The following is a 23,538-nucleotide window of genomic DNA, read 5'->3' as shown; positions in this document are numbered from 1 at the left end:
GGAAACAGTACGCTTTTATTCTTTATTAGGGCTGATTCCTATATGTGTTCTTGAAATCCTTTACTTTAAAATTCGACTTTGATGTCATCTAAAAAGAGCATAGGTTTCTCTCCTCTGTTGTTTGTCTTGTCAACTGCAATTCTGGAGCTTCCTATGCTCTTTTTCAATATTTACTTTTGATTATCCCACATTTTTTGCTATTTATTTGTTTTGATGTTTATTTTTATTTAATACTTTCCCTACCACCAAACTGCTCAAAAAAGCCGCAAGCAAAATCCATGGAAGAATTCTTGCGTCGAAGCAGAGTAGGAGAAGTACGGTTACTGCAAGAGGTTTTCGCATTGTAACACCGAGCAGTGCTGCGGTAATTACTGCTGCGCAAAATGCGGTATCAAGTCCCATAAGTAGGGCTACACCAAAGCCGATACTCACTCCGCAGAAAATAACGGGGAAGAAATGACCGCCTTTCCACCCTGATTTAATGCAAACATTTGTTATTACAAGTTTTAATAATCCTGAAATTATCAGTATCCACGGCGCAAATTCTCCGATACCGCTATTTATCTCGTTAATGCTGTCTTCACCCGAAAACATTACAAGCGGAAGGTATGTACCGAAAATTCCAAGAATAATTCCGCCGAGTGTGGTGCTTATTATTATTCCTAAACTGCTCTGAATTTTATCAAATAAAATTTTGAGCAGTTTTTCTGATATTATAAATAAAAGTCCAGCTAAAGTGCCGAGAAGTGCAAGAGGAATACCCCATAGTCTTTCAGTATTTGTAATGTTGTATTCGCCTATTCTCGGTAATCCCATACTGCCGCCGAAAGCTTGATTCAGTAAAAATATTGTTCCTGTTGCAAACAGCACAGCTACGATATTTGAAATTAATTTGCCTGTGCGTATATCGGTTGCTTTGTCTTGGGTATCTAATTGTTCTTCATTTGCTGCGGCAAGACCGAAAAGTGGTGCATAAAAAATAGCCGTTAATGTGGCGCTCACACCTGTTTGCATAAGTTCGGGTATCTTACTTTGTGCATTTTTCATATGATTGCCTGCCCAGTAACAAAGTCCGACAATAACTCCTGTAAGTCCTGCTTCCGGTCCGATACTGCCGCCGAAAAGCAGTGGAATGAGTGCGGAAATACAAAGCAACAGCACTTTATTGTACGGATAAAATTTATCTCGCTTAACTTTTTTCATTACTTCTTCAAGCTCGTCGGGGACTGCTTTTGAGATTTTTTGATATATTCCAAGAAGTATTCCGCCGATTGTACAAACCGCAAGAGGATAATATGTAAAATTAATATTTGACGGAACAGTTTCCCATATAAAGCTGATTCCAAGGCTCATTAATTTAAGAAATAGCCATACTATACAGGCTATTACCGCACCGCTGAACCCGCAAAAAAGATAATAGATGAAATTGTTGGCAAGTGTACTTTTTTTCATATGTTGCCCTCCGTATTAAAATTATATGATTTCTTTTGAGTGTTGTAATACGCAATTGTGTCTATATTGTCAAGTATAAATTGTTGGACATTGCTGTCATATAAAACGACTTTATATGAACCGTACATACCCAAGCGTTCCTGTGTTGTGATGCCGAGTTGAATACCGTTTTCAGTTGGGATTTTATGATTTTTACCGTTTTCGTCGGCAAGATATTCAAGCATATTAATTTTTATAAGCCAATTAGTTATGCTTGTTGTTTTAATTCCTTTCATTTCTTCGGTATCAATCAAACTGTTAAGCTTTTTGGTAATTTCGGTAACTGTAATTGGGTTATCATCAAAAACATAATCTGCTAATTGCTGCGGTGTAACAGAAAAGGGAATTTTACTGTTTTTCTTTTTTGCGGATTGTTGTTATTTTCAATTAAATTTCTAAGTACATCGGAAACATAAAAAAGACATCTTGAAATATGTATATTATTTATAGTATCGTTTTCTGACGCCAATTCATTGGTTATTGGATTTATTCCGTTGGCGAGTTTGTCAAGATATGATTTTGCTTTTAAAAGTTTTTCGCTTTCGTTCAAGTTAATCACCTACTGCAGTTTTTATTAGGTAGTATGTATTTAAAATTATACCATATTGATATAGAATATTGCAATTAATTAGAGAAAAAATATCGAAAATTTAGCTAATATGTTATATTAAAGTGCTGAAAGAAACTTTGTCGTGAAACTATATAATAGCTATTATTGGTGATGAAAGTGCAATTCAGCCTAAGTGTTTTGTTTATTAGGTCGAGAGATGTATTGCAAATTGAGATAAGCAAATATTTAAACATAATTATATTTTATTAGATAACTATGATAAAACGGTTGCCGAGATCGGATAGTGGTATAGACTATGATTTATAGCATTTATATAAGATTTTTATATCGCAATAATTTAATATAATATAAAATAATATTGTAGATGATATGACCCCTAAAAATATTAATAAATTTTAAAAGCACTCTATGATTTGCAGAACTCCTGATTGGTTGGTATTTGTTTTCACTCTCTTATGGGCAAGGATAGCTGCTGTTTTTGCAAATAAAGCTGAACCCAAAATTTTGTGTACTATAATCAAATTTAATTGTAGGTTTTCTTGCAAATTAACAATGATTTTGTAAAAAAATGCAAAATAGTCAAATTTGTATTGGTTAATATGCATATATTAAAGAAAAGTGCCAATTTATTAGTTATATTAATCTTAAATAAGCTTTTTTGTTGATATATTGAACTTTATGTGATATAATTATGAAAAAGTGTAGTGTGTAAGTGTGTGCATATATTAAGAGGTATTAATTATGAACAGAGAAAAAACAATTTACAATAGAATAATTAAGAGAGTTTTAGATGTTATATGCTCTTTTATAGCAATTGTATTTCTCTCAATAGTTTATTTACCGATTTGTGTAGTTATAAAATGTACAAGTAAAGGCCCGATTTTCTTTAAGCAAAAGAGAATCGGAAAAGATAAAAAATATTTTAATATACTTAAATTCAGAACAATGAGAATTGATACTCCGAAAGATTGTCCTACTCATTTGTTAAAAAATCCGGAACAATATATCACTAAAGTTGGCAAATTTCTAAGAAAAACAAGTTTAGATGAATTGCCGCAAATTTTTAATATATTTAAAGGTGATATGAGTGTTATAGGACCTAGACCTGCACTGTGGAATCAAGATGATTTAATAGCTGAAAGAGATGAATATAACATTAATAATTTAACCCCAGGGTTGACCGGTTGGGCTCAGATTAACGGAAGAGATGAACTTCCTATACCTGAAAAAGTACAGATGGACAAGGTTTATTATGATAATTTGAGCTTTGCGTTTGATGTTAAGTGTTTGTTTATGACAGTTGTCAGCGTATTTAAACATGAGGGAGTAGTAGAAGGCGGAACAGGAGCTATGAGTGATGAGCAATAAGAAAAAGAAAATTTTGATTCTGACTAACCATTCATATATGCTTTATCGTTTCAGGAAAGAGTTAATTGAAGAGTTGATGAAGAATAATGAGGTAATATTAAGTATGCCTTTTGTCGGTCATCATGAAGATTTTATGAATATGGGTTTGTACTGTATAGAAACAAAAATGGAGCGAAGAGGTATAAATCCTTTTACCGATCTTTCTTTAATGAATTTTTATAAGAAAATGCTAAAAGAAGAAAAACCCGATTTAGTTATAACATATTCAATTAAGCCTAATATTTATGGTGGACTAATGTGTTCTAAGCTAAAAATTCCTTTTTATGCTAATGTTCAGGGCTTAGGAACAGCTTTTCAAACAAAAGGTCTTGCCCAATTTGTTACTTTATTGTATAAAACCGCTTTTAAAAAAGTACAAACTGTATTTTTTGAAAATCAGGTTAATGCTGATGAATTTACAAGCAGAAAAATCATACAACCTGAAAAAGAAACCGTATTAAACGGTGCAGGCATAAATTTAGAAATATATAATTACCAACCATATCCGCATAATAAACCGCCAAGATTTTTATATCTTGGCAGAATTATGAAAGAAAAGGGTATGGATGAACTTTTTGAGGCATCGGAGAAACTGCACAATAACGGCGAGAAATTTATTCTGGATTTAGTTGGCTTTTTTGAAGATGAGTATAAAGAAAAAGTTGACCGACTTGTTGAGAAAGGCATTGTTGCATTTCACGGCTTCCAGGAAGAACCTCGACCTTATTATGCAAAAGCAGACTGTGTAGTGATGCCCAGTTATCATGAGGGAATGAGTAATGTCAATCTTGAGGCTTCTGCTACCGGCAGACCGGTAATTACCACAAATATTCCCGGATGCAGAGAATCTGTGGAAGACGGAATTACAGGCTGGCTGTGTGAATCGAAAAATGCAGATAATCTTTACGAAAAGATGAAAATGTTTTTAAATACAAATATTACTACTCGTGAAGAAATGGGAAAGAAAGTTCGTAAAAAAATGGAAAAAGAGTTTGACAAAAATTCGATTGTGAAACAAACTATAGCCGCATTAGATTTAAATTAAATGTTTAATATAGATTGTTGGAAGGATTAGTATGATAAGAGTATTACAAATTGTAACATATATGGGCAGAGGCGGTCTTGAAACTATGATAATGAACTATTATAGAAATATTGATCGCAATAAAGTTCAGTTTGACTTTCTTGTTCATCGTCAGGAAGAAGCTGATTATGATAAAGAAATAGTTGCTTTGGGCGGTAAAATTTATCATATGCCAATGTTAAATCCTTTTTCAAAATCTTATTTTAATGCTTTGGATTCATTTTTTAAAGAACATAAATATGATATTGTACATTGTCATTTAGATTGTATGAGCGCATACCCTTTAAAAATAGCCCAAAAAAATGGTGTAAGAGTTAGGATTGCTCATTCACATTCAAAAAGTCAAGACAAAAATATTAAGTATCCTATTAAATTATATTCCAAAAGATTGATACCTCAATATGCTACTCATTTGTTTTCTTGCGGAAAGGAAGCGGGTGATTGGATGTTTTGCGGTCATGAATATACTATAATAAACAATGCAATTGATGCACAAAAATATCTTTTTAATAGAGATGTTGCTAAAAAAGTAAGAACTGAATTAAATATTAATGACGATGCTCTCGTTGTGGGTCATGTGGGGCGATTTAATCCGCCTAAGAATCATGATTTCATTATAGATGTCTTTAATAAGATTTATCAAAAAAATAATACAGCAAAATTGATTCTCGTTGGCGCGGGTAATGGTCAACAGAATATTATAGATAAGGTTAAAAATCTTGCATTATCTGATAGTGTTTTATTTTTAGGTAACCGAACCGATGTAAATAAAATTTTACAGGCTATGGATGTATTTCTTTTTCCGTCACTTTACGAGGGTTTGCCGCTTTCTATAATTGAAGCTCAAGCTGCCGGATTACCATGCGTTATATCCGATAATGTTCCACCGGAGTGTATAAAAACAGATAGAGTTTTTCATTATAGTTTAGAAAAACCTTTAGATTTTTGGGCGAATAAAATAATAGAGGCTGCAAAAATTGAGAAAAATGATACATATGATGAAATTGTAGCTTCTGGATTTGATATTAAAAATAATGCAAATAAACTGCAAAACTTTTACACTTCGTTTTGTTATGGAGAATGAAAATGGCAACTTTAACTGTATTTACACCATTATATAATAGAATAAATACTTTAAAAAGAACTTATGAAAGTTTAAAAAGACAAACATCCAAGGATTTTGTTTGGCTGATTATTGATGACGGTTCTACTGATAATCCATATGAGATTATAAAGGAATGGATTAAAATTAATAATGGCTTTGAAATAAGGTATGTTTACAAAAAAAATGGCGGAATGCATACAGCGCATAATACGGCTTACGAAAATATTGATACCGAACTTAATGTTTGTGTAGATTCGGATGATTATATGCCGGATAATGCGGTGCAATTGATTATTGATTGTTGGAATAAAAACAAAAATAAAGGTTATGCCGGTATAATTGCACTCGATTTTGCCGATTCAACAAAAAAAGTAATTGGCAAAGAATTGCCAACAGACAAAGAAAGCACAACCCTTATGGGGTATTATAATAATGGTGGCTTTGGTGATAAAAAACTAATTTACAGGACAGATATAATAAAACAAACGCCTCCGTATCCTGTGTTTGACAATGAGAAATATGTTGCACTTGCATATAAGTATCATCTGATTGATGAAAAATATGAATTAAAAATACTTAATGAATGTGTTTGTATTGTTGATTATCAAATGGACGGTTCGAGTACAAATATGTACAGACAATATGTAAGGAATCCAAAAGGATTTGCTTTTTGGAGAAAAGAACAAATGAAACACAGTATAAATACCAAACAAAAGATAAAGGCTTGTATTCACTATGTTTCAAGTTCTTTAATAGCTAAAAATAAACACTTTATAAAAGAATCACCGGAAAAGTTTTTAACAGTATTAAGCGTTCCGCTTGGATTTCTGTTAAAGATAATCGTTGTAAAAAAATCAAAATCTTCTTATATGAAGGTTGAAGGGATTTAGTTAATGAATGTATTTGTATATACAACAGTATTAGTATTAATATTGTTTTATGTTGGCAGAAAACCGCTTGATAAAAATATTACAATTGAAACCGAAAAGACTAAGATAAGAGATACAAATACATTATTTTTTATTTTAGGAACATTGTTATTAGTGTATGTAACAGGACAAAGATTTGATTTTGGTGATACTATAGCATATTGGGAAATCTTTACTAAAGCTATGCCAATTGATGAGTGCATATCCTCCTTTTCAATTGGAAACGAATGGTTGTTTCAGTTTTATATGTCGTTCATACATACTTATATATCTACTGACCCGAGAGCTTTTATTGAAATTACTTCATTAATAACTATTTTCCCTTTAATGTATTTTTTATATAATTATAGCGGTGATTTAAAATTTGCTTTTTATATTTTTATAATGTCCGGTTGTTGGGAACATTCAATGAATGGACTGAGACAGTATTTGGCTACTGCAATAATAGTTGCGGGATTTCAACTTTTAGCGAACAGAAAATGGTATTTGTTTTTACCGTTAGTATTTATTGTTGCTCAAATACATACATCGGCATATATTTTTTTGCTTTTGTATTTTATAACAAATACAGAAGCTTGCGGTAAAATGACAAAATTTATTTTAGCTATTTCAATATTAATTGTAATTACATCCCCATTGACAGGAGGATTTGTTGATAACCTGTTATCGGGATTGGATTATGGTGATAGATATTCAGGACAAGAATGGAATTCCAGCATAAATATCTTCAGAGTATTGGTAAGTGTTGTGCCGATTGTTTTAGCTTTTTTCAATAAAGATCTAATGAAAAATAAATATAAATATTACAACACTGTATTTAATATGGCTCTGTTTTTCACTGTATTTACAATGGCAGGAGTGTTTTCATCTGTGTATGCCAGATTTAATATATATTTCGAAGTATTTTCTGTATTGCTATTGGTATGGAATGTTAACGAGATGGTAGTTAATTCAAAAATTCCGTGGATAAAAAATGCGGCATATATCTGCTATACATTATATTTTATATATCAAATCGTATTTACTTATGGTATGGGATGGCATACTAATTACCAATTTTTTACTAACAGCTATGGACAAGTATCTTGGATATAAATTTTTAAAAGGTGCAGCTTATGAATGAGATTTTTAAATATGATTACTATAGAATGACAGGTAATAGCTATTCTTTTTCTTTTAAAGCTAAATTTAGTTTATTTTTATATCATCAACTTAAATTTATGTATTTATGGAGAAAATTAAAAGTAAAAAATAACTATATTAACAGAGCAAGATTATATAGATTGACTAAAAATATGGTTTAGAAATTTCACTGTCAGCCACAATTGGAAAAGGGTTATATTTAGGACATCCATACAATATTACTGTGGCATCAGATGTTATAATCGGTGATAATGTTAATTTACATAAAGGATGTACTATAGGCAGAGAAAATAGAGGAGATAGAGCAGGTGTTCCTAAAATTGGTAATAATGTTTCGGTTGGTATAAATTCTACTATTGTCGGTAAAGTCAATATAGGAAATGATGTTATGATTGCACCAAACAGCTTTATTAATTTTGATGTACCTGATCATTCGGTAGTATTGGGAAATCCTGCAAAAATTCATTCAAAGGAATATGCTACAAAATGTTATGTGAACTTTTTAGTTTAGTGTTTTAATACAAATGGAGAATAAAATGATACCTAAAAAAATACATTATTGTTGGTTTGGCAGAGGAGAGAAATCAAAAAAAATCAAAAAATGCATTGAAAGTTGGAGAAAATATTGTCCGGACTATGAAATTGTCGAATGGAATGAAGATAACTTTGATGTGTATCAAAACGCTTATACTAAATATTGCTATGATAATAAGAAATATGCGTTTTTGAGCGATTATGCCAGATTGTTGATTGTATATTATGAAGGCGGTATCTATTATGATACTGATGTTGAGGTAATAAAACCAATTAACGATTTATTAAAAAATAAAGCTTTTGTCGGCTTTGAAGTTAATGAATATATTAATACCGGTATTGGTTTTGGAGCAGAGAAAGACAGTTCTGCAATAAAATTAATGATAAATGAATATGATAAACTTTTGGATGGAAAAAGCGGTACAGTAGGTTGTCCTATTTTAAATACAGAAGCTATAAAAAAGTTAGGATTGCAGCTTAATGGAAAAACTCAATATTTAAATGGTATAACCGTATATGCTTCGGACTATTTTAATCCTTATGATGCTCCCACAGGAATATTAGAAAAAACAAGTAATACTTATTCGATTCATTGGTTTTCAGCTTCTTGGATGAGTAAAAATAAAAGGTTAAGATGTGATATTATGAAACCAATACATAGAATGTTAAGGAAAATTAGATGAAACCATATTTAAAAGTAATTATTAATAAAATTAAATTAACTTATATAAAAGTTATTAAATGTAAACAATTAAAATTATTCGGATATCAATTGTTTTCGTATAATTCAAAGCTTTTGTTTTCAAAAAAATCCAGTGTTTATTTAGGTGATAAAATTATTAATGACGGTCGTATTACAATAATTGTAGATGACAATGCAAAATTAATAATCGGTAATAATGTTTATTTTAATGAAAATAATATGATTAGTGTTAAATCATCTGTGGAAATAGGTGATGGATGCCAGTTTGGTCCAAATGTGAAGATTTTTGATAATAATCATATGTTTACTTCTAATGAAGGAGTGCTGCCGTTACATAAATCATCACCAATAAAAATTGGTAAAAAATGTTGGATTTCCTCTGATGTTATTATTTTAAAAGGGGTGTCTATAGGTGATAATTGCGTAATAGGTGCCGGGTGTATTATTAAGGACGATATACCGTCTAAATCTATAGTAACATTACAAAATAATTTGAAAATAAGACATATTGAGGATAAAGCATGAAAAAAAGAATTCTTTTTACTATGCCTTCTATGTTTATGGGAGGCGCCGAGAGAAGTTTATTGGGATTACTCGACGCTATTGATTATAATAAGTATGATGTTGAACTTTTTTTATATAGACACGAAGGAGAATTTTTAGAATTTATTAATCCTAAAGTGACAATTATACCGGAAATAAATAAATATAAAACATTTGATGTTCCTATAGTTAGTTTAATAAAAAGTAAATTGTATTTATTTGGCATTTCGAGGATTATAAGCAAAATATTTTTAAAATTACATTGTTTAATGTCTAAAGAAAAAGAGGGAGTATGGATGCATATGCAATATACTTCTCGTTTTTTACAGTGGATTTTACCTAATATACCCGGTGAATATGATTGTGCTATCTCTTTTTTGGGCGTTCCAGATGTTTTGGTTAACAAAATTAATGCTAAAAAAAAAATCGCCTGGATTCATACAGACTATGATACACTAAATCCATCAAGAAGATATGATAGATTAGTTTATTCAAAGATAGATTATATCGCAAATGTGTCAGATGATTGTACAAGAAAATTTTTGAAATATTATCCGGAATTTATTTCTAAGTCAATAACAATAGAGAATATCTTAAGTTCTAAATTTTTGGAATTTCAATCAAAAGAAAAAATAACGGATTTTAAAGAAAATTCAATTATAATACTCTCAATCGGTAGATTTTGTGAAGCTAAAAATTTTGATAATGTCCCTGCGATATGTAAACTTATACGAGAAAAAGGGTTAAATATAAAATGGTATTTAATTGGTTATGGCACAGATGAGGAAATTATCAGAAGTAAAATAAAAGAATTTGATATGGAAGATAATGTTATTATTCTTGGCAAAAAAATAAATCCATATCCATACATAAAAAATTGTGATTTATATGTACAGCCGTCAAGATATGAGGGAAAAGCTGTAACTGTTCGTGAAGCTCAAATGCTTTGCAAACCGGTTGTTATTACAAAATTTGCTACATCATCAAGTCAATTGAAAGACGGTTATGATGGTATTATAGTTCCTATGGATAATCAAGGATGTGCAGATGGCATAGCAAAGTTATTAAATAATAAAGTACTTATGCAACAGCTTTCTGAAAATTGTGCTGAAAATGATTATTCAAATTCTCAAGAAATAAATAAAATATATGAAATTATTGAAAATAGTTAATTATGTGTTAGGATATTTTTATGAATAAAGTTAAAGTTAGTGTTGTAGTTCCTGTATACAAAGTTGAAAAATATTTAGAGAGATGTGTCAATTCTATTATTAAGCAATCTCTCAGTGAACTTGAAATAATTTTAGTAGATGATGGTTCTCCTGATAATTGCGGAATAATGTGCGATTCATTTGCTGATAAAGATAATAGAATTAAAGTTGTACATAAAGCAAATGGTGGTTTAAGCAGTGCAAGAAATGCAGGCTTGAAGATAGCTACAGGTGAATATATTGGTTTTGTGGACTCTGATGATGATATTGAAATTGATATGTATGAAAAAATGTATAATGCAGCGCTTAAATATAAAGTTGACTTTGTTATGTGCGATTATCAAAGAATTAATAGTAACAGTACTAATTTCAACAAAACACTTGATATTGATTCCGGTTTTTATGATAAAGAAAAAATCAGAAGCGATATTTTTCCTGCGTTGATTATGGGAAGTAATATTGACTATGGACCATTACTTTCGGTTTGGCATTGCCTATATAAGCGTCAGTTTTTAGCTGATAATTCTATTACTTTCGCAAATGATGTAAAATGGTCAGAAGATAATTTGTTTAGTGCTATTGTCGGATATAAATGTAATAGCTTTTATTATTTAAAAACCGAATATTTATATCATTATTATTCCAATCCGGGAACTATCACAACTTCATATAGAGCGGGAGCATGGAATGTTTACTGCAAAATGAATGAGTATTTACATAATTTTTTTGATCAAATTTCTGATTATGATTTTTCTGAACAACTTAAAATCCATATGATATATTATGCATGTAATTGTTTAGGTATGGCTTCTAAGTTGTCTGAAGAAGATGCTTTATATGAAATGAATATGATATTAAATTCACAAGAGTTAAAAACAGCTTTTAAAAATTTGCACTTATCAGATATTTCCATAAAATTAAGATTTCAATTATATCTAATGAAACATAAGAAAACCAAAGTATTATATAAAATATATAATAAAAAAGGATGAAAAAATGACTTTACTTTCGATTATTATGCCTGTATATAATAAAGAAGAATATATAGACAGGGCTATACAATCAATTATCGGTCAAAGTTTTAAAGAATGGGAATTAATAATTGTAGATGACGGTTCAATAGATAAGTCGCTTAGCTTATGTAAAAAGTATGAAAATGAAAAAATAAAAGTTATAAGTATTGAAAATAACGGTGTTTCTAATGCAAGAAACATTGGTTTGAATATGTCTTGTGGCGATTTTGTAACTTTTATTGATGCTGATGATTATGTAGCAAGTGATTATTTGGAAAATTTGTATCAGCCACAGTATGATTTTATAATTTCAGGTTTATCAAAAGTAAGTAAGAACAGTGAACTGATAGATACAATTAAACCTCTTAACAATGGTGTAATCAAAATAGATGATATATGTAAAAATTTTTATAAAGAACAGATGGACACCGGTATTTATGGATTTGTGGCAGGTAAATGTATTAGAAAAAGTATTATAACCGATAATAGTATTTCATTTGACAAAAGTATAAACTTATCAGAGGATTATGATTTTTTCCTTAAAATTTATAATAAATTAGATAGTATACTATTTTTAGATTATTCCGGATATTTTTATTTAATCGGTACAGACAATTCCGCCATTGGTATGTCTGATAAAAAAATTGATTTTATAAAGCAAATTGAATTACAAAATAAAACAAGAACTTTTTTGGAAAATCACAACTCTTTTGGAGAAAATGAAAAAAATCTATATATGAAAAGAGTTGCCGGATACATATACACAATATTAATTAATTGTAACTGTAATTCATATAAATCATATTTATTTGATTATAAACGATTAAAAAATACTATCCAAAGAGTTAATCCCAAAGAAGTAAATTCAATATTAATAAAAGTTATTTTATGTTTATATAATAAAAACAAATATAGTCTTATTTTTATCTTATTAAAAATAAGAAGAAAACTGGGTAGATAATATGAAAATAGTAATGTATGTCCATGGCGGGAGTAAAAACCATGGTTGTGAAGCTATAGTAAGATCGACTGCACAATTGCTTAAATTAGATTTAAATCAATCTATACTTTTGTCATATAATTGCAGTGAAGATCTTCAGTATGGTTTAGATTCTGTTGTACAATTGCGACAGGAGATAAATACAATTAATCGAAAGTCTTTAGATTTTGTTAAAGCATATTTTATGCAGAAAATTTTTAATAAATCTATTTATATGGACGCTTTACTTCATAAGCAATCAATTAATCAAATTAATAATATGGATATTGGCTTATTTGTAGGAGGAGATAATTATTGCTACTCTGATGCAGAAGTGTATCCTATTGTGAATAACTTAATAAGAAAAAAAGTCAAAAAACTTGTGCTGTGGGGTACATCTGTTGAACCTTCTGTATTAGAAAATAATAGAATAAGAAAAGACATTAAAAAATTCGATTTAATTATTGCAAGAGAAAGTATATCTTATAATGCTATAAAGCAAGTAAATCCTAATACAATATTATTGCCTGATCCCGCATTTTTTCTTAATATTGAAAAGACAGAGTTACCCAAAAACTTTGTAAAAGGTAACACAATAGGTATTAATATCAGTCCGATGATTTTAGATTATGAAAAGAACCGTGGAAAAACATTTGAAAACTATGAATGTTTAATTGATTATATCATTGAACAAACTGATTATAATATTGCATTAATTCCGCATGTGATATGGGATTCTAATGATGACAGAAAAGTATTGCAACAATTATATAAAAAAATATCAGACAAAAATAGAATTTCTATTGTAGATGATCATAATTGTAGGCAGCAAAAATATATTATAAGTCAATGTGCTTATTTTATTGGTGCCAGAACGCATTCAACCATTGCTGCGTATTCTACCGGCGTACCAACTTTAGTTGTAGGATATTCTGTGAAAGCAAAAGGAATTGCTAAAGATTTGTTTGGTACATATGATAATTATGTTATTCCTGTGCAGGATTTGAATCAGAAAAACAATTTATTAAATTCTTTTTTATGGCTTGAAAAAAATACAGATAGAATAAAAATTACATTAAACGATAAGATTAAAGAGTATTCTGAACTTAAAGAAGAGTACTTGAAACGATTAATTAATGGTTAAAACATAAAACTGCAAAGCTCTTGTGTCTGTTATAATACCCGTTTATAATGTTGAAAATAATATTTCATATTGTATAGAATCAGTATTAAGACAAACATATAAAAATCTTGAAATATTGATTATAGATGATGGTTCAACTGATAACAGTTACAATATATGTAAAAAGTATGCTAATAACGATAATCGAATAAAAGTAATACATCAAGAAAATCATGGTATTTCATAAGTTCGTAATTTCGGAGTAAAATTAGCTAAAGGTAATTACATATTCTGGATAGATAGTGATGATTATATAAAAGAAAATATAATTGAAAAGCTGTATGAAAATTTAATTAAATGTGACGCAGATATTTCTATATGCAATTTTATAAAAGGCAGTGAAACAGACTATATATTTCCAGATAGTAATAATTTTACCGTTGAGTGTTTTGATAATAAAAGAGGTTTAGAATTAATTTATAAAAATAATCATTATTCTTTTATTATGGCTGCCTCTTGGGCTAAGCTTATTAAAAAGGATTTATATAACGGATTACAATATCCTGACGGTAAAATTTTTGAAGATATTTATATGAGCCATCATCTAATTAATAAATGTAAGAAAATTGTATTTACAAATGAAGTGATGTACTATTATTATCAGTGGCCGGAAAGCATTCTCGGAAAATAATTCAGTTATGGAGTATGAGCTTAATTCAAATGCTGCTTTTGAATATAAGACAGTTTTAAATAAATTATATTATGGTGAAACATATCCACTGAATCGTAAAAAGCTAATTAAGTAAATACAGAAAAGTGGCAGAAATACTAATCCATTAAAGATATTTTTTAACTCGGTATTAAGGAGACTGCATAATGAAAGTTAATCAACTTCGTGTGGGTGCGTTACTATCGTACGTCAATCTTGCAATAGGTAGTATTATACCTATGATATATACCCCAATTATGTTAAGAATACTTGGTCAAGCTGAGTATGGCTTATACAGTTTGTCAAACTCTATTGTTGGATATTTATCATTATTGAATTTTGGATTTGGCAGTACAATTATTAGATATATATGTAAGTATAGAGCCGAAGGCAAGAAAGAACAAGTAAGAAGCATATTTGGTTTATTTTTGATAATATACGGGATAGTATCTGTTTTAGTAATTATCGGCGGATTTATATTAATGTTATGTACTGATTCATGTTTTTCTAAGGGCCTTACGCAACAGGAAGTAGATAAACTTAAAATATTGATTGTTATGATGGCATTTAACACAGCCATTGCCTTTCCAATTAGTGTTTTTTCATCAATTATTACTGCATATGAAAGATTCATATTTAGAAGAGTTATTGATATTTTTTCTACAGTTTTAGCTCCAGTTGCTAACATTATACTATTATATTGTGGATTTGGCTCAATCGGTATGACATTCTCAGGACTCCTACTTAATTTTATTGCCTGCCCTGTCAATATATACTATTGCTTTAAGGTTTTAAAAATAATACCAAAATTTGTACGATTTGAAAGTGTATTTATTAAAGAACTGCTCGTATTTTCAGTGTACATGTTTATAGGAACTTTGGTAGATATGCTGTTTTGGAGCACAGATAAGGTTATTTTAGGTGCGTTGGTAGGAACTGCAGTTGTTGCAATTTATAATGTTGGCTCGACATTTAATAATATATTGATGCAGTTGTCGCAAGCTGTATCCGGTGTAATTGGTCCTAAAATCAATTCAATGGTTACTTTGGATGGAGAAAATACTCAAGCTTTGTCCGAGGTTTTTATTAGAGTCGGAAGATTAGAGTATCTTTTATTGGCATTAGTAGTTTCGGGTTTTATAGCTTTAGGTCACCCATTTTTAATTATGTGGGCAGGTGAAAATTATGGAGAATCTTACTATATAGCACTGGTAACAATGATACCTTTGGTAATTCCGTATATTCAAAATACCGGACTAACAATTGTAATAGCTCAAAATAAGCATAAATTTCGTTCTTTGGTTTATTTAGCAATAGCCATATTAAATGCAGTATCCACATATTTTATAGTACCTTATTTGGGTGGTATCGGAGCTGCACTGTGTTCTTGTGTATCCTATATTTTAGGTCAAGGAATAATAATGAATATATATTATTACAAAGTTACTAAAATCAATATTCCTTTGTTTTGGAAGAATATTTTATGTATGTCATGGATTCCTACACTATTATGTGTAATGACATTTATAGTGTCAAATTTTGTGAATTTTTATTCCTGGAGTGTATTTTTATTTACTGTTTTGATATATGTAGTATTATATTCAGTTGGTAGTTGGTTCTTCTCCATGAATGATTATGAGAAGGATGTTATTCGTGTGCCAATTAATAACCTACTGAATAAATTAAAAAAGCGAAAGGCGTAATTAAAATGAAAACAGCTGTAGCCGGAATATGATATGTTGGCTTATCTATTGCCACTTTGCTTGCTCAACACAATGAAGTTATTGTTGTTGATATTATTCCAAAAAAGTTAAACTGATCAATGACATATTATCTCCGATAAAAGATGAATATATTAAAAAATATTTTAAGAAAGAAAACTTAAATCTATATGCTACCTTAGATTATCAAAATGCATACAAGGATGCTGATTTTGTTGTAATAGCAACACCAACAAACTATGATTCTGATAAAAACTATTTTGATACATCAGCTGTTGAAGATGTTATCAAACAAGTAATAAAAATCAAATCTAAAGCTATCATTGTTATTAAATCAACAGTACCTGTTGGTAATACTAAGTATATAAGAGAAAAGTTAGGCTTTGATAATATAATTTTAGTCCTGAGTTTTTACGCGAATCAAAGGCTTTATATGATAATCTTTATCCTTCTAGAATTATTGTTGGTACGGATTTATAAAATAACAAAATTCTTGAGGCAGCAAACTTATTTGCCCAATTATTAAAACAAGTTTCTCTTGCTGACAATATACATATATTGATTATGGGTTCTACGGAGGCAGAAGCGGTTAAGCTGTTTGCTAATACATATCTTGCCCTTAGAGTTTCGTATTTTAATGAATTAGATACTTATGCCGAAATGAAGAACCTTGACACTAAAGCTATCATTGATGGTGTATGTCTTGATCCAAGAATTGGCAGTCATTATAATAATCCAAGCTTTGGATATGGCGGTTATTGTTTGCCAAAAGATACTAAACAGCTTTTGGCAAATACCCAGGTTCTTTGCACATTCAACTTGTGTAAGATCAGGGTGCTCTTTGCGATAGTCGATAGCATCCAACTTGAATTGCTTGGTGTGATGAGTTTTTTGTCGTGACATAATGAATTCCTCCTCTTTTTTATTATACAACACTTAAAGGGGATATCTCATTTTGTTTTGTACTATTTAGATGCTAACACTAATATAACAAAGAGGCATTATTATGAGTTTAGTAAATAAAATAAAATTCTTTAATCAAATTTCATTATCAAAATATATTTATTACAATTATTTTTGCAGTAATGTAAATCGAAAAGGCAATGGTCGTATAATCCCTTATAAAGGCGCTGTAGTAGACATTTCAAAAAATGCAGTAATCAACCTTTTTGACGGAGATTTAGAGATAGGTTGTAATAAATTAAAAAAATCAAAGGCAGAAACTTATTTAAGGCTGCGAAGTAACGCTGTTTGGAATGTATTTAAAAGTTGTTGTATTTCATATGGCAGCACAATAGAATTACTTAATGCGGCTACAATTAATTCAAAATATTTTACAGTTAATAGCAATTCTGTGATAGTTATATCTAAACAACTAACTATTGAAAATGATGTAATGATTGGTCGAAATGTTACTGTATATGACAGTGATTTTCATTCAATAAACAATAATACATCTGACAATTATTCATCTCCGATTTATATTGGAAATCATGTTTGGATTGCATCAAACAGTACAATTTTAAAAGGTGTAAAATTAAGTGATGGTTGTGTAGTTGCAGCAAATGCTGTAATTTTAAATGATATTCACGAAAAGCAACTTGTTGGTAATAATATTGTTCAAAAGGTAATTAAGAATAATATTGAATGGAAAAGGTAGTAATACTAAAATGAAAAAGATATTAAGAAAAATTGTATATAGATAAGGAATCAAAAAATGCCTAATTTATCCAAAGTTGAAGAGTGCAGAGCAAGAGAAGTAAAAATAGGTAATAATGTTGATTGGTCCTGTGTCAAGATTTAGCACAAAATAAAATGAGAAGTTCTGCCAACTAAGCTGCTGGCAGAGAAGATACCCTCTCAAACAATTTTTCAAAATCATTAGGAGACATATAGTTGCAGTGGCTGTGAATCCTAACGGTATTATAAAAGGTTTCAATATACTCAAATACAAGCCTATAGGCATGTTTGTAGTTAATGATATGAAATCTGTTAAGCCATTCTCTTTTGATTAAGGAATAGAAAGATTCGATGCAGGCATTATCGTAAGGATAACCACTATGAGAATAGCTTTGCTGCATCTTTTCAGTGGCTTCACGCCACGCATTTGAAACATACTGGTTGACACGATCTGAATGGATAATAAGTGGTAAATCAGTATTACGACAGGCTTTTGCCTTGTTGATTGTTTCGATAACTGTAGATACTTCCATAGTGTCTGCAAGAGTCCAGGCAATGATTTTTCTGGCATACAAGTCCATAACGCAGTTAAGGTATACAAAACCATCCTGCGTCCAGATATAAGTTATATCTGTGCACCAGACAGCGTTAGGACGTTAATGATTAAACTGTTCGTTGAGAATGTTGTGGAGTTCTTTGCTAAAATCAGAATCTTTGGTGGTAGTAGTCCACGGTTTAGTCCACTGGGCACGAATGCCCATTTCACGCATGTATTTACCTACGGTGCGTTGACTGATGGTTTTGCCAGATTTACGTAGTTTCTGTGCAATTTTAGGGGCGCCATAATTCTGTTTAGAATTATCATATATTTTCTGGATTTCCTTTTTAACGGCATTTTTTCGCTGACGAGTAGGAGATACCTTTCGATTAAGGAAGGATCTGTATCCAGAGCGAGACACGCCTAAAATTTTCAGCATTCCGGAGATAGAGACGCGGCGTCCAGTTACTTTGGCAGCCTCCACCTTTGCAGAAACTTCAGTATAGATAGCTTCTGTTAATCTTTTCCCAGAATGCCGATGGCTTTTTTTAACACATCAAGTGCATCCTGTACATCACGCAGCTCACGCTTAAGGCGGGCGATTTCCTTCGCTTCATCAGAAGCGTAACTGCCGGAACCGATAACGGGAATATCACCGTCATTATCTCTGAACTGGGCTTCCCAGCTAGCAAGAGTACTGACACCGATACCCAGGTTCTTTGCACATTCAACCTGTGTAAGATCAGGGTGCTCTTTGCGATAGTTGATAGCATCCAACTTGAATTGCTTGGTGTGATGAGTTTTTTGTCGTGACATAATGAATTCCTCCTCTTTTTTATTATACAACACTTAAAGGGGATATCTCATTTTGTTTTGTACTATTTAGATGCTAATACTATTATGAGATTTGTTGCTTGATGAGACTGCATAAAATTAAAATCATTGGCTAAGCTAATGGTTCTGAGTAAATAGTTGGAGAAAATATATGAACGAAATAAAATTGATTGAAGAAATAGAAGATGCGATACATAATAAAAAATATGATGAACTTTTATATAAAGTAGAATTAAAATTGAAAAAATTGTTTTATAAATATACTACAGAAGATGTGCTGACTTTGATAAATAGGACTATTATATTTCACAATTATAATATCAATTGTAAGGAAGAAAATTATTCCGAATATCAAAGAGATAAGCATGTTTCATTGAAAATTCTATTATCATTGCCAGAGTATTATTACAAAAATATATCAGAAAGAGGAAAAGACTCTATATATGATTATAAAAGTGTCATTGACGAACTGGTTGGGATAATAGCAGAACTTGAATATGTATATTATTATTATCCGTATAAAAACAAAAAAGATTTTATGCTTAATAATGAAAATCAATTTTATATGAATTATTTTAAATCATACTACTTTGATTATCCGGCTATAGAGATAAGAGATTTTTTGGAATTTTTTAAATCTAATATTAATTTATGTGAGGAAGTGTTAGATGATAATAATTTTAAAGAATCACTCGAGTTAATGCTATATTTACAGGAATTTGAAAGTAACTTAAGAAAAGAGAAACTTTCACTAAATTTATTATTTGATAAGGATATAAGAAGAATAATTAATTCTGAAAATATATATATTCTTTATCCGCTAAGAACTGTAAAGAAAATATGTCGTAAAAAGAAAATTAACTTTAAAACTTTTATGAAAAATTATGCATTTGATTTAGAAGATAATGAAAAGAAAGAAAGTAATTTAATAGATATACTTGCTAAGTCTAAGGATAAACGTTTTATGTTCATAACTTCGAAATTTCTTTTCTTTCCTAGAAATTATTATTGGATGTACAAAATGTATGACATAGTATGGAGAAGTGCTAATATTTCAAAAAAAATAGATTATGGAAAAACAATAAAAAGTTTGATGCATGAAAATACGATTTTTGAATTGTTAAAAGAATATTTTGGAGAAAATAATGTTTATGCAAATGTGTATTTAAAGAGAACAGGACGCCAATATGCAGAAAAAGATTTTGTTATTTTTTATCAAAATAAAATTTTATCCTTTGAAGCAAAATCTAATTTGTTGCCTAAACCAGAATTAGATGATAGTATTGATAATGTAAAATTAAAGTGTGAGGAATGTATTAGAAAAGCATATGCCCAGAGTTTAGAAGTGAAGCAGAAGGTTATGAGTGGTACAGCTGTATTTTATGATGGCTCAAATAAGAAAAATAATGTAGTATTAGACTTGAGAAATTCAAAAGTTGATGAATGTTTACAGATAATAGTGATGTATGAAGAATATTTGGGAATTGAAACTAATATTGAACATATATGTCCAGATTTTGATGCATGGATAATTGATATTAAAAACTTGAAATTTATTCTTGCGGATACAATTGGAAAAGGAAAATTTGAGAGATTAATTGATTATGCAAAAAAAAGAAAAAATGCATATGGTCTAGTTAAAGTTCAATCAGGTGAAGAATTAAAAGTTTATAATTTATATAAAAGTATGCCCGTTTTCTTTGAATATGATTGTAAAGATAGAGGAATAAGTGTACATATATAATATTTTGAATATTAAGCCTATCATAAATTTATGTAAATTATAAAAAAATAATAAATTGCAGAAAATTTAAAGTTGAATGAAAAATAAGGTTTGAGTATTTTTGTATCAGTTAATTATAATTAAAATGATGTAATTTCATTTTGTAGTAGTAAAAGAACTTGTAAGCCACCAGAACTACACACGATAATGGAAAAATGCAATGGTACTGGATTGGTACTAAGAATATGTGAAGCGAAGAATAACGTGTGGAAAAAGTATGAGTTATCAATACAAAACGGTATAGATAACTGCACTGAAATAATCAAAATCAAACCAGACTTTGCGAGTGGGAATGATATCAAGAGTTGCTTAAACCCGCATAAACACTGGGGTTTCGACTCTCAAATTCCCGATTTGATAGCAAAATGATAGCAAATTGTAAAACGCCATTATTCGAAGTGTTCTATCGTTTTGCAGGTACAATTATCTTAATACTATAAAAGGCATTACTGACTTTTGCAGTCGGTAATGCCTTTTTTTCGGTTTGCCCAGAATGGGCAGTAACTATGTGGTGAAAGTCCACTACAGGCTTGGCAGTAGGAACTGTTAGCTGAGGGCAAGTGCGTCCATCGTGAGGTGGAGTATGAAGTAAGCCTAAAGCAAACTCTCGGTCTGACGAACAGAAATCACATATAAGGCATATGCAGAGCGGACGAGCTTACCGAACAATAATAGTCTTGAAAACGAAAGGACGGCGGAGCAATGCAAAGACCACAGAAAACGGCGAAAGTCGGCTACCCTTGCGAGGGTATGTTGGAAACAGATAGTAACAAGGGAGCGTGTAGCGTTGCACAGCTTGAAACGGAAAGACAAGACGGTGCAGAAAATTTACTGGAAGCTATACTTGACAGGAATAACCTGAACAAGGCATATCTGAAAGTAAAAAGAAACGGAGGCTCGGCAGGAATAGACGGTATGACAGTAGATGAAATGTTGCCGTATCTAAAAGAACATCGTGAAGAATTGCTCACAGCATTGAGAAGCGGAAAGTATAAGCCAAAAGCAGACAGGCGAGTAGAAATACCAAAGCCTGACGGAGGAAAGAGAAAGCTTGGAGTACCAACGGTAATAGACCGAATGATACAACAGGCGATAGTTCAGGTTATGCAACCAATATATGAACCAATCTTTTCCGACAACAGCTACGGTTTCAGACCTAAAAGAAGTGCACATCAGGCAATCAGCAAAGCGTTGGAGTATTACAACGAGGGATATACACAAGTAGTAGATTTAGACCTTGCAAAGTATTTTGACACTGTAAATCACGATATGCTGATAGATATGCTTAGAGAGCAGATAAAGGACGAAAGGGTCATAACATTAATTCGTAAGTATCTAAAAAGCGGAGTAATGATAAACGGCTTGATAAGCCCGACAACAGAGGGAACACCGCAAGGAGGAAATCTGTCACCGCTGCTTAGCAACATATATCTGACGGCATTTGATAAACTGCTTGAAAGCAGAGGACATAAGTATGTGAGATATGCAGACGACTGTAACATATATGTCAAAAGCCGAAGAGCTGCCGAAAGAGTAATGACAACCTGCGTAAAATTTCTTGAGGGAAAGCTGAAACTGAAAGTAAATCAGCAGAAAAGTCAAGTAGGAAGTCCCTTGAAACTTAAATTTCTCGGGTTTTCACTATATAAAACAAGGAAGAAAGCAGGAATACGCCCACACGGTAAAAGTATCAAGCGGTTCAAGGATAAAATCCGAGAATTGACAAGTCGAAAACAAGCAAGGTCAGTTGAGAATATTCTCAAAAGAATAAATAGATATACAACAGGCTGGCTTGGATATTATTCCATTGCGAATATGGAAAGCAAAATTAAAAGTCTTAACGAATGGTTGAGGCGAAGAATACGGCAAATCTACTGGAAACAATGGAAGAGGATAAAGACTAAGCACGATAATCTCGTCAGGCTTGGGATAAACAATTCAAAGGCTTGGGAGTGGGCGAACAGCAGAAAGGGTTATTGGATAATATCCAACAGCCATATTTTGCATAAGTCATTAACAAGCGAATACCTTGCATCAGTGGGATATGATGACATACTACACAGATACAAGGTACTGCACTCAAATTATTGAACCGCCGTGTACTGAACGGTACGCACGGTGGTGTGAGAGGTCGGCTACTCAACAAATGGGTAGCCTCCTACTCGATTGATATAATTTACTATCAACGAAAAACCATATCAACAAGGTACATAAAACTAAAAAGTTTTCTACATTAAAGGTGCTTGGCTTTGCACCTTTTCGAGTTATGCCCAAATTTTAAACATTTTTAACATTCTTCATATTTTCATATCATATTTTTATACAATTTCAAGAATGCAAGCAAAAAATCACCGAGGCTCACTTTTTCGTGAATCTCGGCTTTTTGATATGCTGTTTTTTACAGCACCTATCGTCAGATTGCATAAACGGAAAGTAG

At 30.8% G+C, this 23,538-nt stretch carries 21 protein-coding genes and 3 pseudogenes; 18 read left to right on the top strand and 6 right to left on the bottom strand.

Annotated elements, in window-relative coordinates; genetic code table 11:
* Positions 1-201 precede the first annotated feature (201 nt).
* From AAAY30_RS00840 to AAAY30_RS00830, 3 genes are all read right to left on the bottom strand, one after another.
* Positions 202-1,452: a chloride channel protein gene (locus AAAY30_RS00840; protein WP_337781490.1), complete on the bottom strand. Its 1,251-nt coding sequence runs from the start codon at positions 1,450-1,452 to the stop codon at positions 202-204.
* Positions 1,449-1,727, bottom strand: coding sequence for a hypothetical protein (locus AAAY30_RS00835; RefSeq protein WP_302196399.1), 279 nt, complete (start codon positions 1,725-1,727; stop codon positions 1,449-1,451). Before AAAY30_RS00835 ends, AAAY30_RS00840 begins: the two co-directional genes overlap by 4 nt.
* An 80-nt stretch (positions 1,728-1,807) precedes the next feature.
* Positions 1,808-2,041 carry a hypothetical protein gene (locus AAAY30_RS00830; protein WP_337781489.1) on the bottom strand — a complete coding sequence of 78 codons (234 nt, stop codon included), beginning with the start codon at positions 2,039-2,041 and terminating at the stop codon, positions 1,808-1,810.
* Between the two features lie 762 nt (positions 2,042-2,803).
* Between AAAY30_RS00830 and AAAY30_RS00825 the strand changes: the two genes are divergently transcribed.
* The 16 genes and pseudogenes from AAAY30_RS00825 to AAAY30_RS00750 all read left to right on the top strand — a co-directional run bounded on the left by AAAY30_RS00825 (position 2,804) and on the right by AAAY30_RS00750 (position 17,926).
* Positions 2,804-3,430 (top strand): sugar transferase, encoded by a 627-nt coding sequence (locus AAAY30_RS00825; RefSeq protein ID WP_337781488.1) that lies wholly within the window; start codon positions 2,804-2,806, stop codon positions 3,428-3,430.
* Entirely contained in the window at positions 3,420-4,514 is a 1,095-nt protein-coding gene (locus AAAY30_RS00820; RefSeq protein WP_499215662.1) for a glycosyltransferase family 4 protein, read from the top strand. Before AAAY30_RS00825 ends, AAAY30_RS00820 begins: the two co-directional genes overlap by 11 nt.
* 31 nt (positions 4,515-4,545) lie before the next feature.
* Complete coding sequence (locus AAAY30_RS00815) at positions 4,546-5,637, top strand: glycosyltransferase family 1 protein (RefSeq protein WP_186934671.1); 1,092 nt, start codon at positions 4,546-4,548, stop codon at positions 5,635-5,637.
* Positions 5,638-5,639: 2 nt separating this feature from the next.
* A complete protein-coding gene (locus tag AAAY30_RS00810; protein ID WP_302190625.1) occupies positions 5,640-6,548 on the top strand; it encodes a glycosyltransferase family 2 protein in 909 nt (302 codons plus the stop codon).
* 3 nt (positions 6,549-6,551) lie between these two features.
* Positions 6,552-7,682: an EpsG family protein gene (locus tag AAAY30_RS00805; protein ID WP_499215663.1), complete on the top strand. Its 1,131-nt coding sequence runs from the start codon at positions 6,552-6,554 to the stop codon at positions 7,680-7,682.
* A 271-nt stretch (positions 7,683-7,953) separates the two neighbouring features.
* Positions 7,954-8,241 (top strand): hypothetical protein, encoded by a 288-nt coding sequence (locus AAAY30_RS00800; protein WP_443711530.1) that lies wholly within the window; start codon positions 7,954-7,956, stop codon positions 8,239-8,241.
* A gap of 25 nt (positions 8,242-8,266) precedes the next feature.
* Complete coding sequence (locus AAAY30_RS00795; RefSeq protein WP_443711531.1) at positions 8,267-8,947, top strand: glycosyltransferase family 32 protein; 681 nt, start codon at positions 8,267-8,269, stop codon at positions 8,945-8,947.
* Positions 8,944-9,492 carry an acyltransferase gene (locus tag AAAY30_RS00790; RefSeq protein WP_195410022.1) on the top strand — a complete coding sequence of 183 codons (549 nt, stop codon included), beginning with the start codon at positions 8,944-8,946 and terminating at the stop codon, positions 9,490-9,492. The genes AAAY30_RS00795 and AAAY30_RS00790 overlap by 4 nt, the downstream gene beginning before the upstream one ends.
* Positions 9,489-10,682 (top strand): glycosyltransferase, encoded by a 1,194-nt coding sequence (locus AAAY30_RS00785; protein WP_337565743.1) that lies wholly within the window; start codon positions 9,489-9,491, stop codon positions 10,680-10,682. Before AAAY30_RS00790 ends, AAAY30_RS00785 begins: the two co-directional genes overlap by 4 nt.
* A gap of 20 nt (positions 10,683-10,702) precedes the next feature.
* Positions 10,703-11,713 carry a glycosyltransferase gene (locus tag AAAY30_RS00780; RefSeq protein WP_443711532.1) on the top strand — a complete coding sequence of 337 codons (1,011 nt, stop codon included), beginning with the start codon at positions 10,703-10,705 and terminating at the stop codon, positions 11,711-11,713.
* A 4-nt stretch (positions 11,714-11,717) separates the two neighbouring features.
* The gene (locus tag AAAY30_RS00775; RefSeq protein WP_303248324.1) at positions 11,718-12,695 is read left to right on the top strand and encodes a glycosyltransferase family 2 protein; all 978 of its coding nucleotides are present in this window, start codon (positions 11,718-11,720) and stop codon (positions 12,693-12,695) included.
* Position 12,696: 1 nt separating this feature from the next.
* Positions 12,697-13,857 carry a polysaccharide pyruvyl transferase family protein gene (locus AAAY30_RS00770; protein ID WP_443711533.1) on the top strand — a complete coding sequence of 387 codons (1,161 nt, stop codon included), beginning with the start codon at positions 12,697-12,699 and terminating at the stop codon, positions 13,855-13,857.
* Between the two features lie 22 nt (positions 13,858-13,879).
* Positions 13,880-14,527 (top strand): annotated as a pseudogene (locus tag AAAY30_RS00765) (glycosyltransferase family 2 protein).
* A gap of 185 nt (positions 14,528-14,712) precedes the next feature.
* Positions 14,713-16,248 carry a lipopolysaccharide biosynthesis protein gene (locus AAAY30_RS00760; RefSeq protein WP_499215664.1) on the top strand — a complete coding sequence of 512 codons (1,536 nt, stop codon included), beginning with the start codon at positions 14,713-14,715 and terminating at the stop codon, positions 16,246-16,248.
* Positions 16,249-16,295: 47 nt separating this feature from the next.
* A pseudogene (locus AAAY30_RS00755) lies at positions 16,296-17,061 on the top strand (nucleotide sugar dehydrogenase); the annotation flags it as partial.
* Between the two features lie 211 nt (positions 17,062-17,272).
* Positions 17,273-17,926, top strand: coding sequence for an acyltransferase (locus tag AAAY30_RS00750; RefSeq protein WP_302484031.1), 654 nt, complete (start codon positions 17,273-17,275; stop codon positions 17,924-17,926).
* A gap of 172 nt (positions 17,927-18,098) precedes the next feature.
* Here the strand turns inward: AAAY30_RS00750 and AAAY30_RS00745 are convergent.
* From AAAY30_RS00745 to AAAY30_RS00735, 3 genes and pseudogenes are all read right to left on the bottom strand, one after another.
* Positions 18,099-18,590, bottom strand: a pseudogene (locus AAAY30_RS00745) (IS3 family transposase); the annotation flags it as partial.
* A 12-nt stretch (positions 18,591-18,602) separates the two neighbouring features.
* Positions 18,603-18,968 carry an IS3 family transposase gene (locus tag AAAY30_RS00740; protein ID WP_499215665.1) on the bottom strand — a complete coding sequence of 122 codons (366 nt, stop codon included), beginning with the start codon at positions 18,966-18,968 and terminating at the stop codon, positions 18,603-18,605.
* Between the two features lie 32 nt (positions 18,969-19,000).
* Positions 19,001-19,300 (bottom strand): transposase, encoded by a 300-nt coding sequence (locus tag AAAY30_RS00735; RefSeq protein ID WP_302190636.1) that lies wholly within the window; start codon positions 19,298-19,300, stop codon positions 19,001-19,003.
* Positions 19,301-19,469: 169 nt separating this feature from the next.
* Between AAAY30_RS00735 and AAAY30_RS00730 the strand changes: the two genes are divergently transcribed.
* Positions 19,470-21,062: a hypothetical protein gene (locus AAAY30_RS00730; RefSeq protein ID WP_302190637.1), complete on the top strand. Its 1,593-nt coding sequence runs from the start codon at positions 19,470-19,472 to the stop codon at positions 21,060-21,062.
* 741 nt (positions 21,063-21,803) lie between these two features.
* Positions 21,804-23,192 carry a group II intron reverse transcriptase/maturase gene (gene ltrA, locus AAAY30_RS00725; protein WP_337781825.1) on the top strand — a complete coding sequence of 463 codons (1,389 nt, stop codon included), beginning with the start codon at positions 21,804-21,806 and terminating at the stop codon, positions 23,190-23,192.
* Positions 23,193-23,538 lie beyond the last annotated feature (346 nt).

The sequence above is a fragment of the Ruminococcoides bili genome, assembly GCF_040093295.1.
Taxonomy (GTDB): domain Bacteria; phylum Bacillota; class Clostridia; order Oscillospirales; family Acutalibacteraceae; genus Ruminococcoides; species Ruminococcoides intestinale_A.
The sequence above is the reverse complement of the archived record's forward strand: the minus strand, read 5'-3'. Positions and strand labels throughout refer to the sequence as shown.

Bases quoted from the DNA above. Each gene is read 5' to 3' on its own strand.
- AAAY30_RS00735 (WP_302190636.1), bottom strand. From the start codon at position 19,300: ATGTCACGACAAAAAACTCATCACACCAAGCAATTCAAGTTGGATGCT.
- AAAY30_RS00770 (WP_443711533.1), top strand. From the start codon at position 12,697: ATGAAAATAGTAATGTATGTCCATGGCGGGAGTAAAAACCATGGTTGT.
- AAAY30_RS00780 (WP_443711532.1), top strand. From the start codon at position 10,703: ATGAATAAAGTTAAAGTTAGTGTTGTAGTTCCTGTATACAAAGTTGAA.
- AAAY30_RS00840 (WP_337781490.1), bottom strand. From the start codon at position 1,452: ATGAAAAAAAGTACACTTGCCAACAATTTCATCTATTATCTTTTTTGC.
- AAAY30_RS00785 (WP_337565743.1), top strand. From the start codon at position 9,489: ATGAAAAAAAGAATTCTTTTTACTATGCCTTCTATGTTTATGGGAGGC.
- AAAY30_RS00835 (WP_302196399.1), bottom strand. From the start codon at position 1,727: ATGAAAGGAATTAAAACAACAAGCATAACTAATTGGCTTATAAAAATT.
- AAAY30_RS00805 (WP_499215663.1), top strand. From the start codon at position 6,552: ATGAATGTATTTGTATATACAACAGTATTAGTATTAATATTGTTTTAT.
- AAAY30_RS00760 (WP_499215664.1), top strand. From the start codon at position 14,713: ATGAAAGTTAATCAACTTCGTGTGGGTGCGTTACTATCGTACGTCAAT.
- AAAY30_RS00790 (WP_195410022.1), top strand. From the start codon at position 8,944: ATGAAACCATATTTAAAAGTAATTATTAATAAAATTAAATTAACTTAT.
- AAAY30_RS00775 (WP_303248324.1), top strand. From the start codon at position 11,718: ATGACTTTACTTTCGATTATTATGCCTGTATATAATAAAGAAGAATAT.
- AAAY30_RS00820 (WP_499215662.1), top strand. From the start codon at position 3,420: ATGAGCAATAAGAAAAAGAAAATTTTGATTCTGACTAACCATTCATAT.
- AAAY30_RS00730 (WP_302190637.1), top strand. From the start codon at position 19,470: ATGAACGAAATAAAATTGATTGAAGAAATAGAAGATGCGATACATAAT.
- ltrA (WP_337781825.1), top strand. From the start codon at position 21,804: ATGCAAAGACCACAGAAAACGGCGAAAGTCGGCTACCCTTGCGAGGGT.
- AAAY30_RS00750 (WP_302484031.1), top strand. From the start codon at position 17,273: ATGAGTTTAGTAAATAAAATAAAATTCTTTAATCAAATTTCATTATCA.
- AAAY30_RS00825 (WP_337781488.1), top strand. From the start codon at position 2,804: ATGAACAGAGAAAAAACAATTTACAATAGAATAATTAAGAGAGTTTTA.
- AAAY30_RS00810 (WP_302190625.1), top strand. From the start codon at position 5,640: ATGGCAACTTTAACTGTATTTACACCATTATATAATAGAATAAATACT.
- AAAY30_RS00795 (WP_443711531.1), top strand. From the start codon at position 8,267: ATGATACCTAAAAAAATACATTATTGTTGGTTTGGCAGAGGAGAGAAA.
- AAAY30_RS00815 (WP_186934671.1), top strand. From the start codon at position 4,546: ATGATAAGAGTATTACAAATTGTAACATATATGGGCAGAGGCGGTCTT.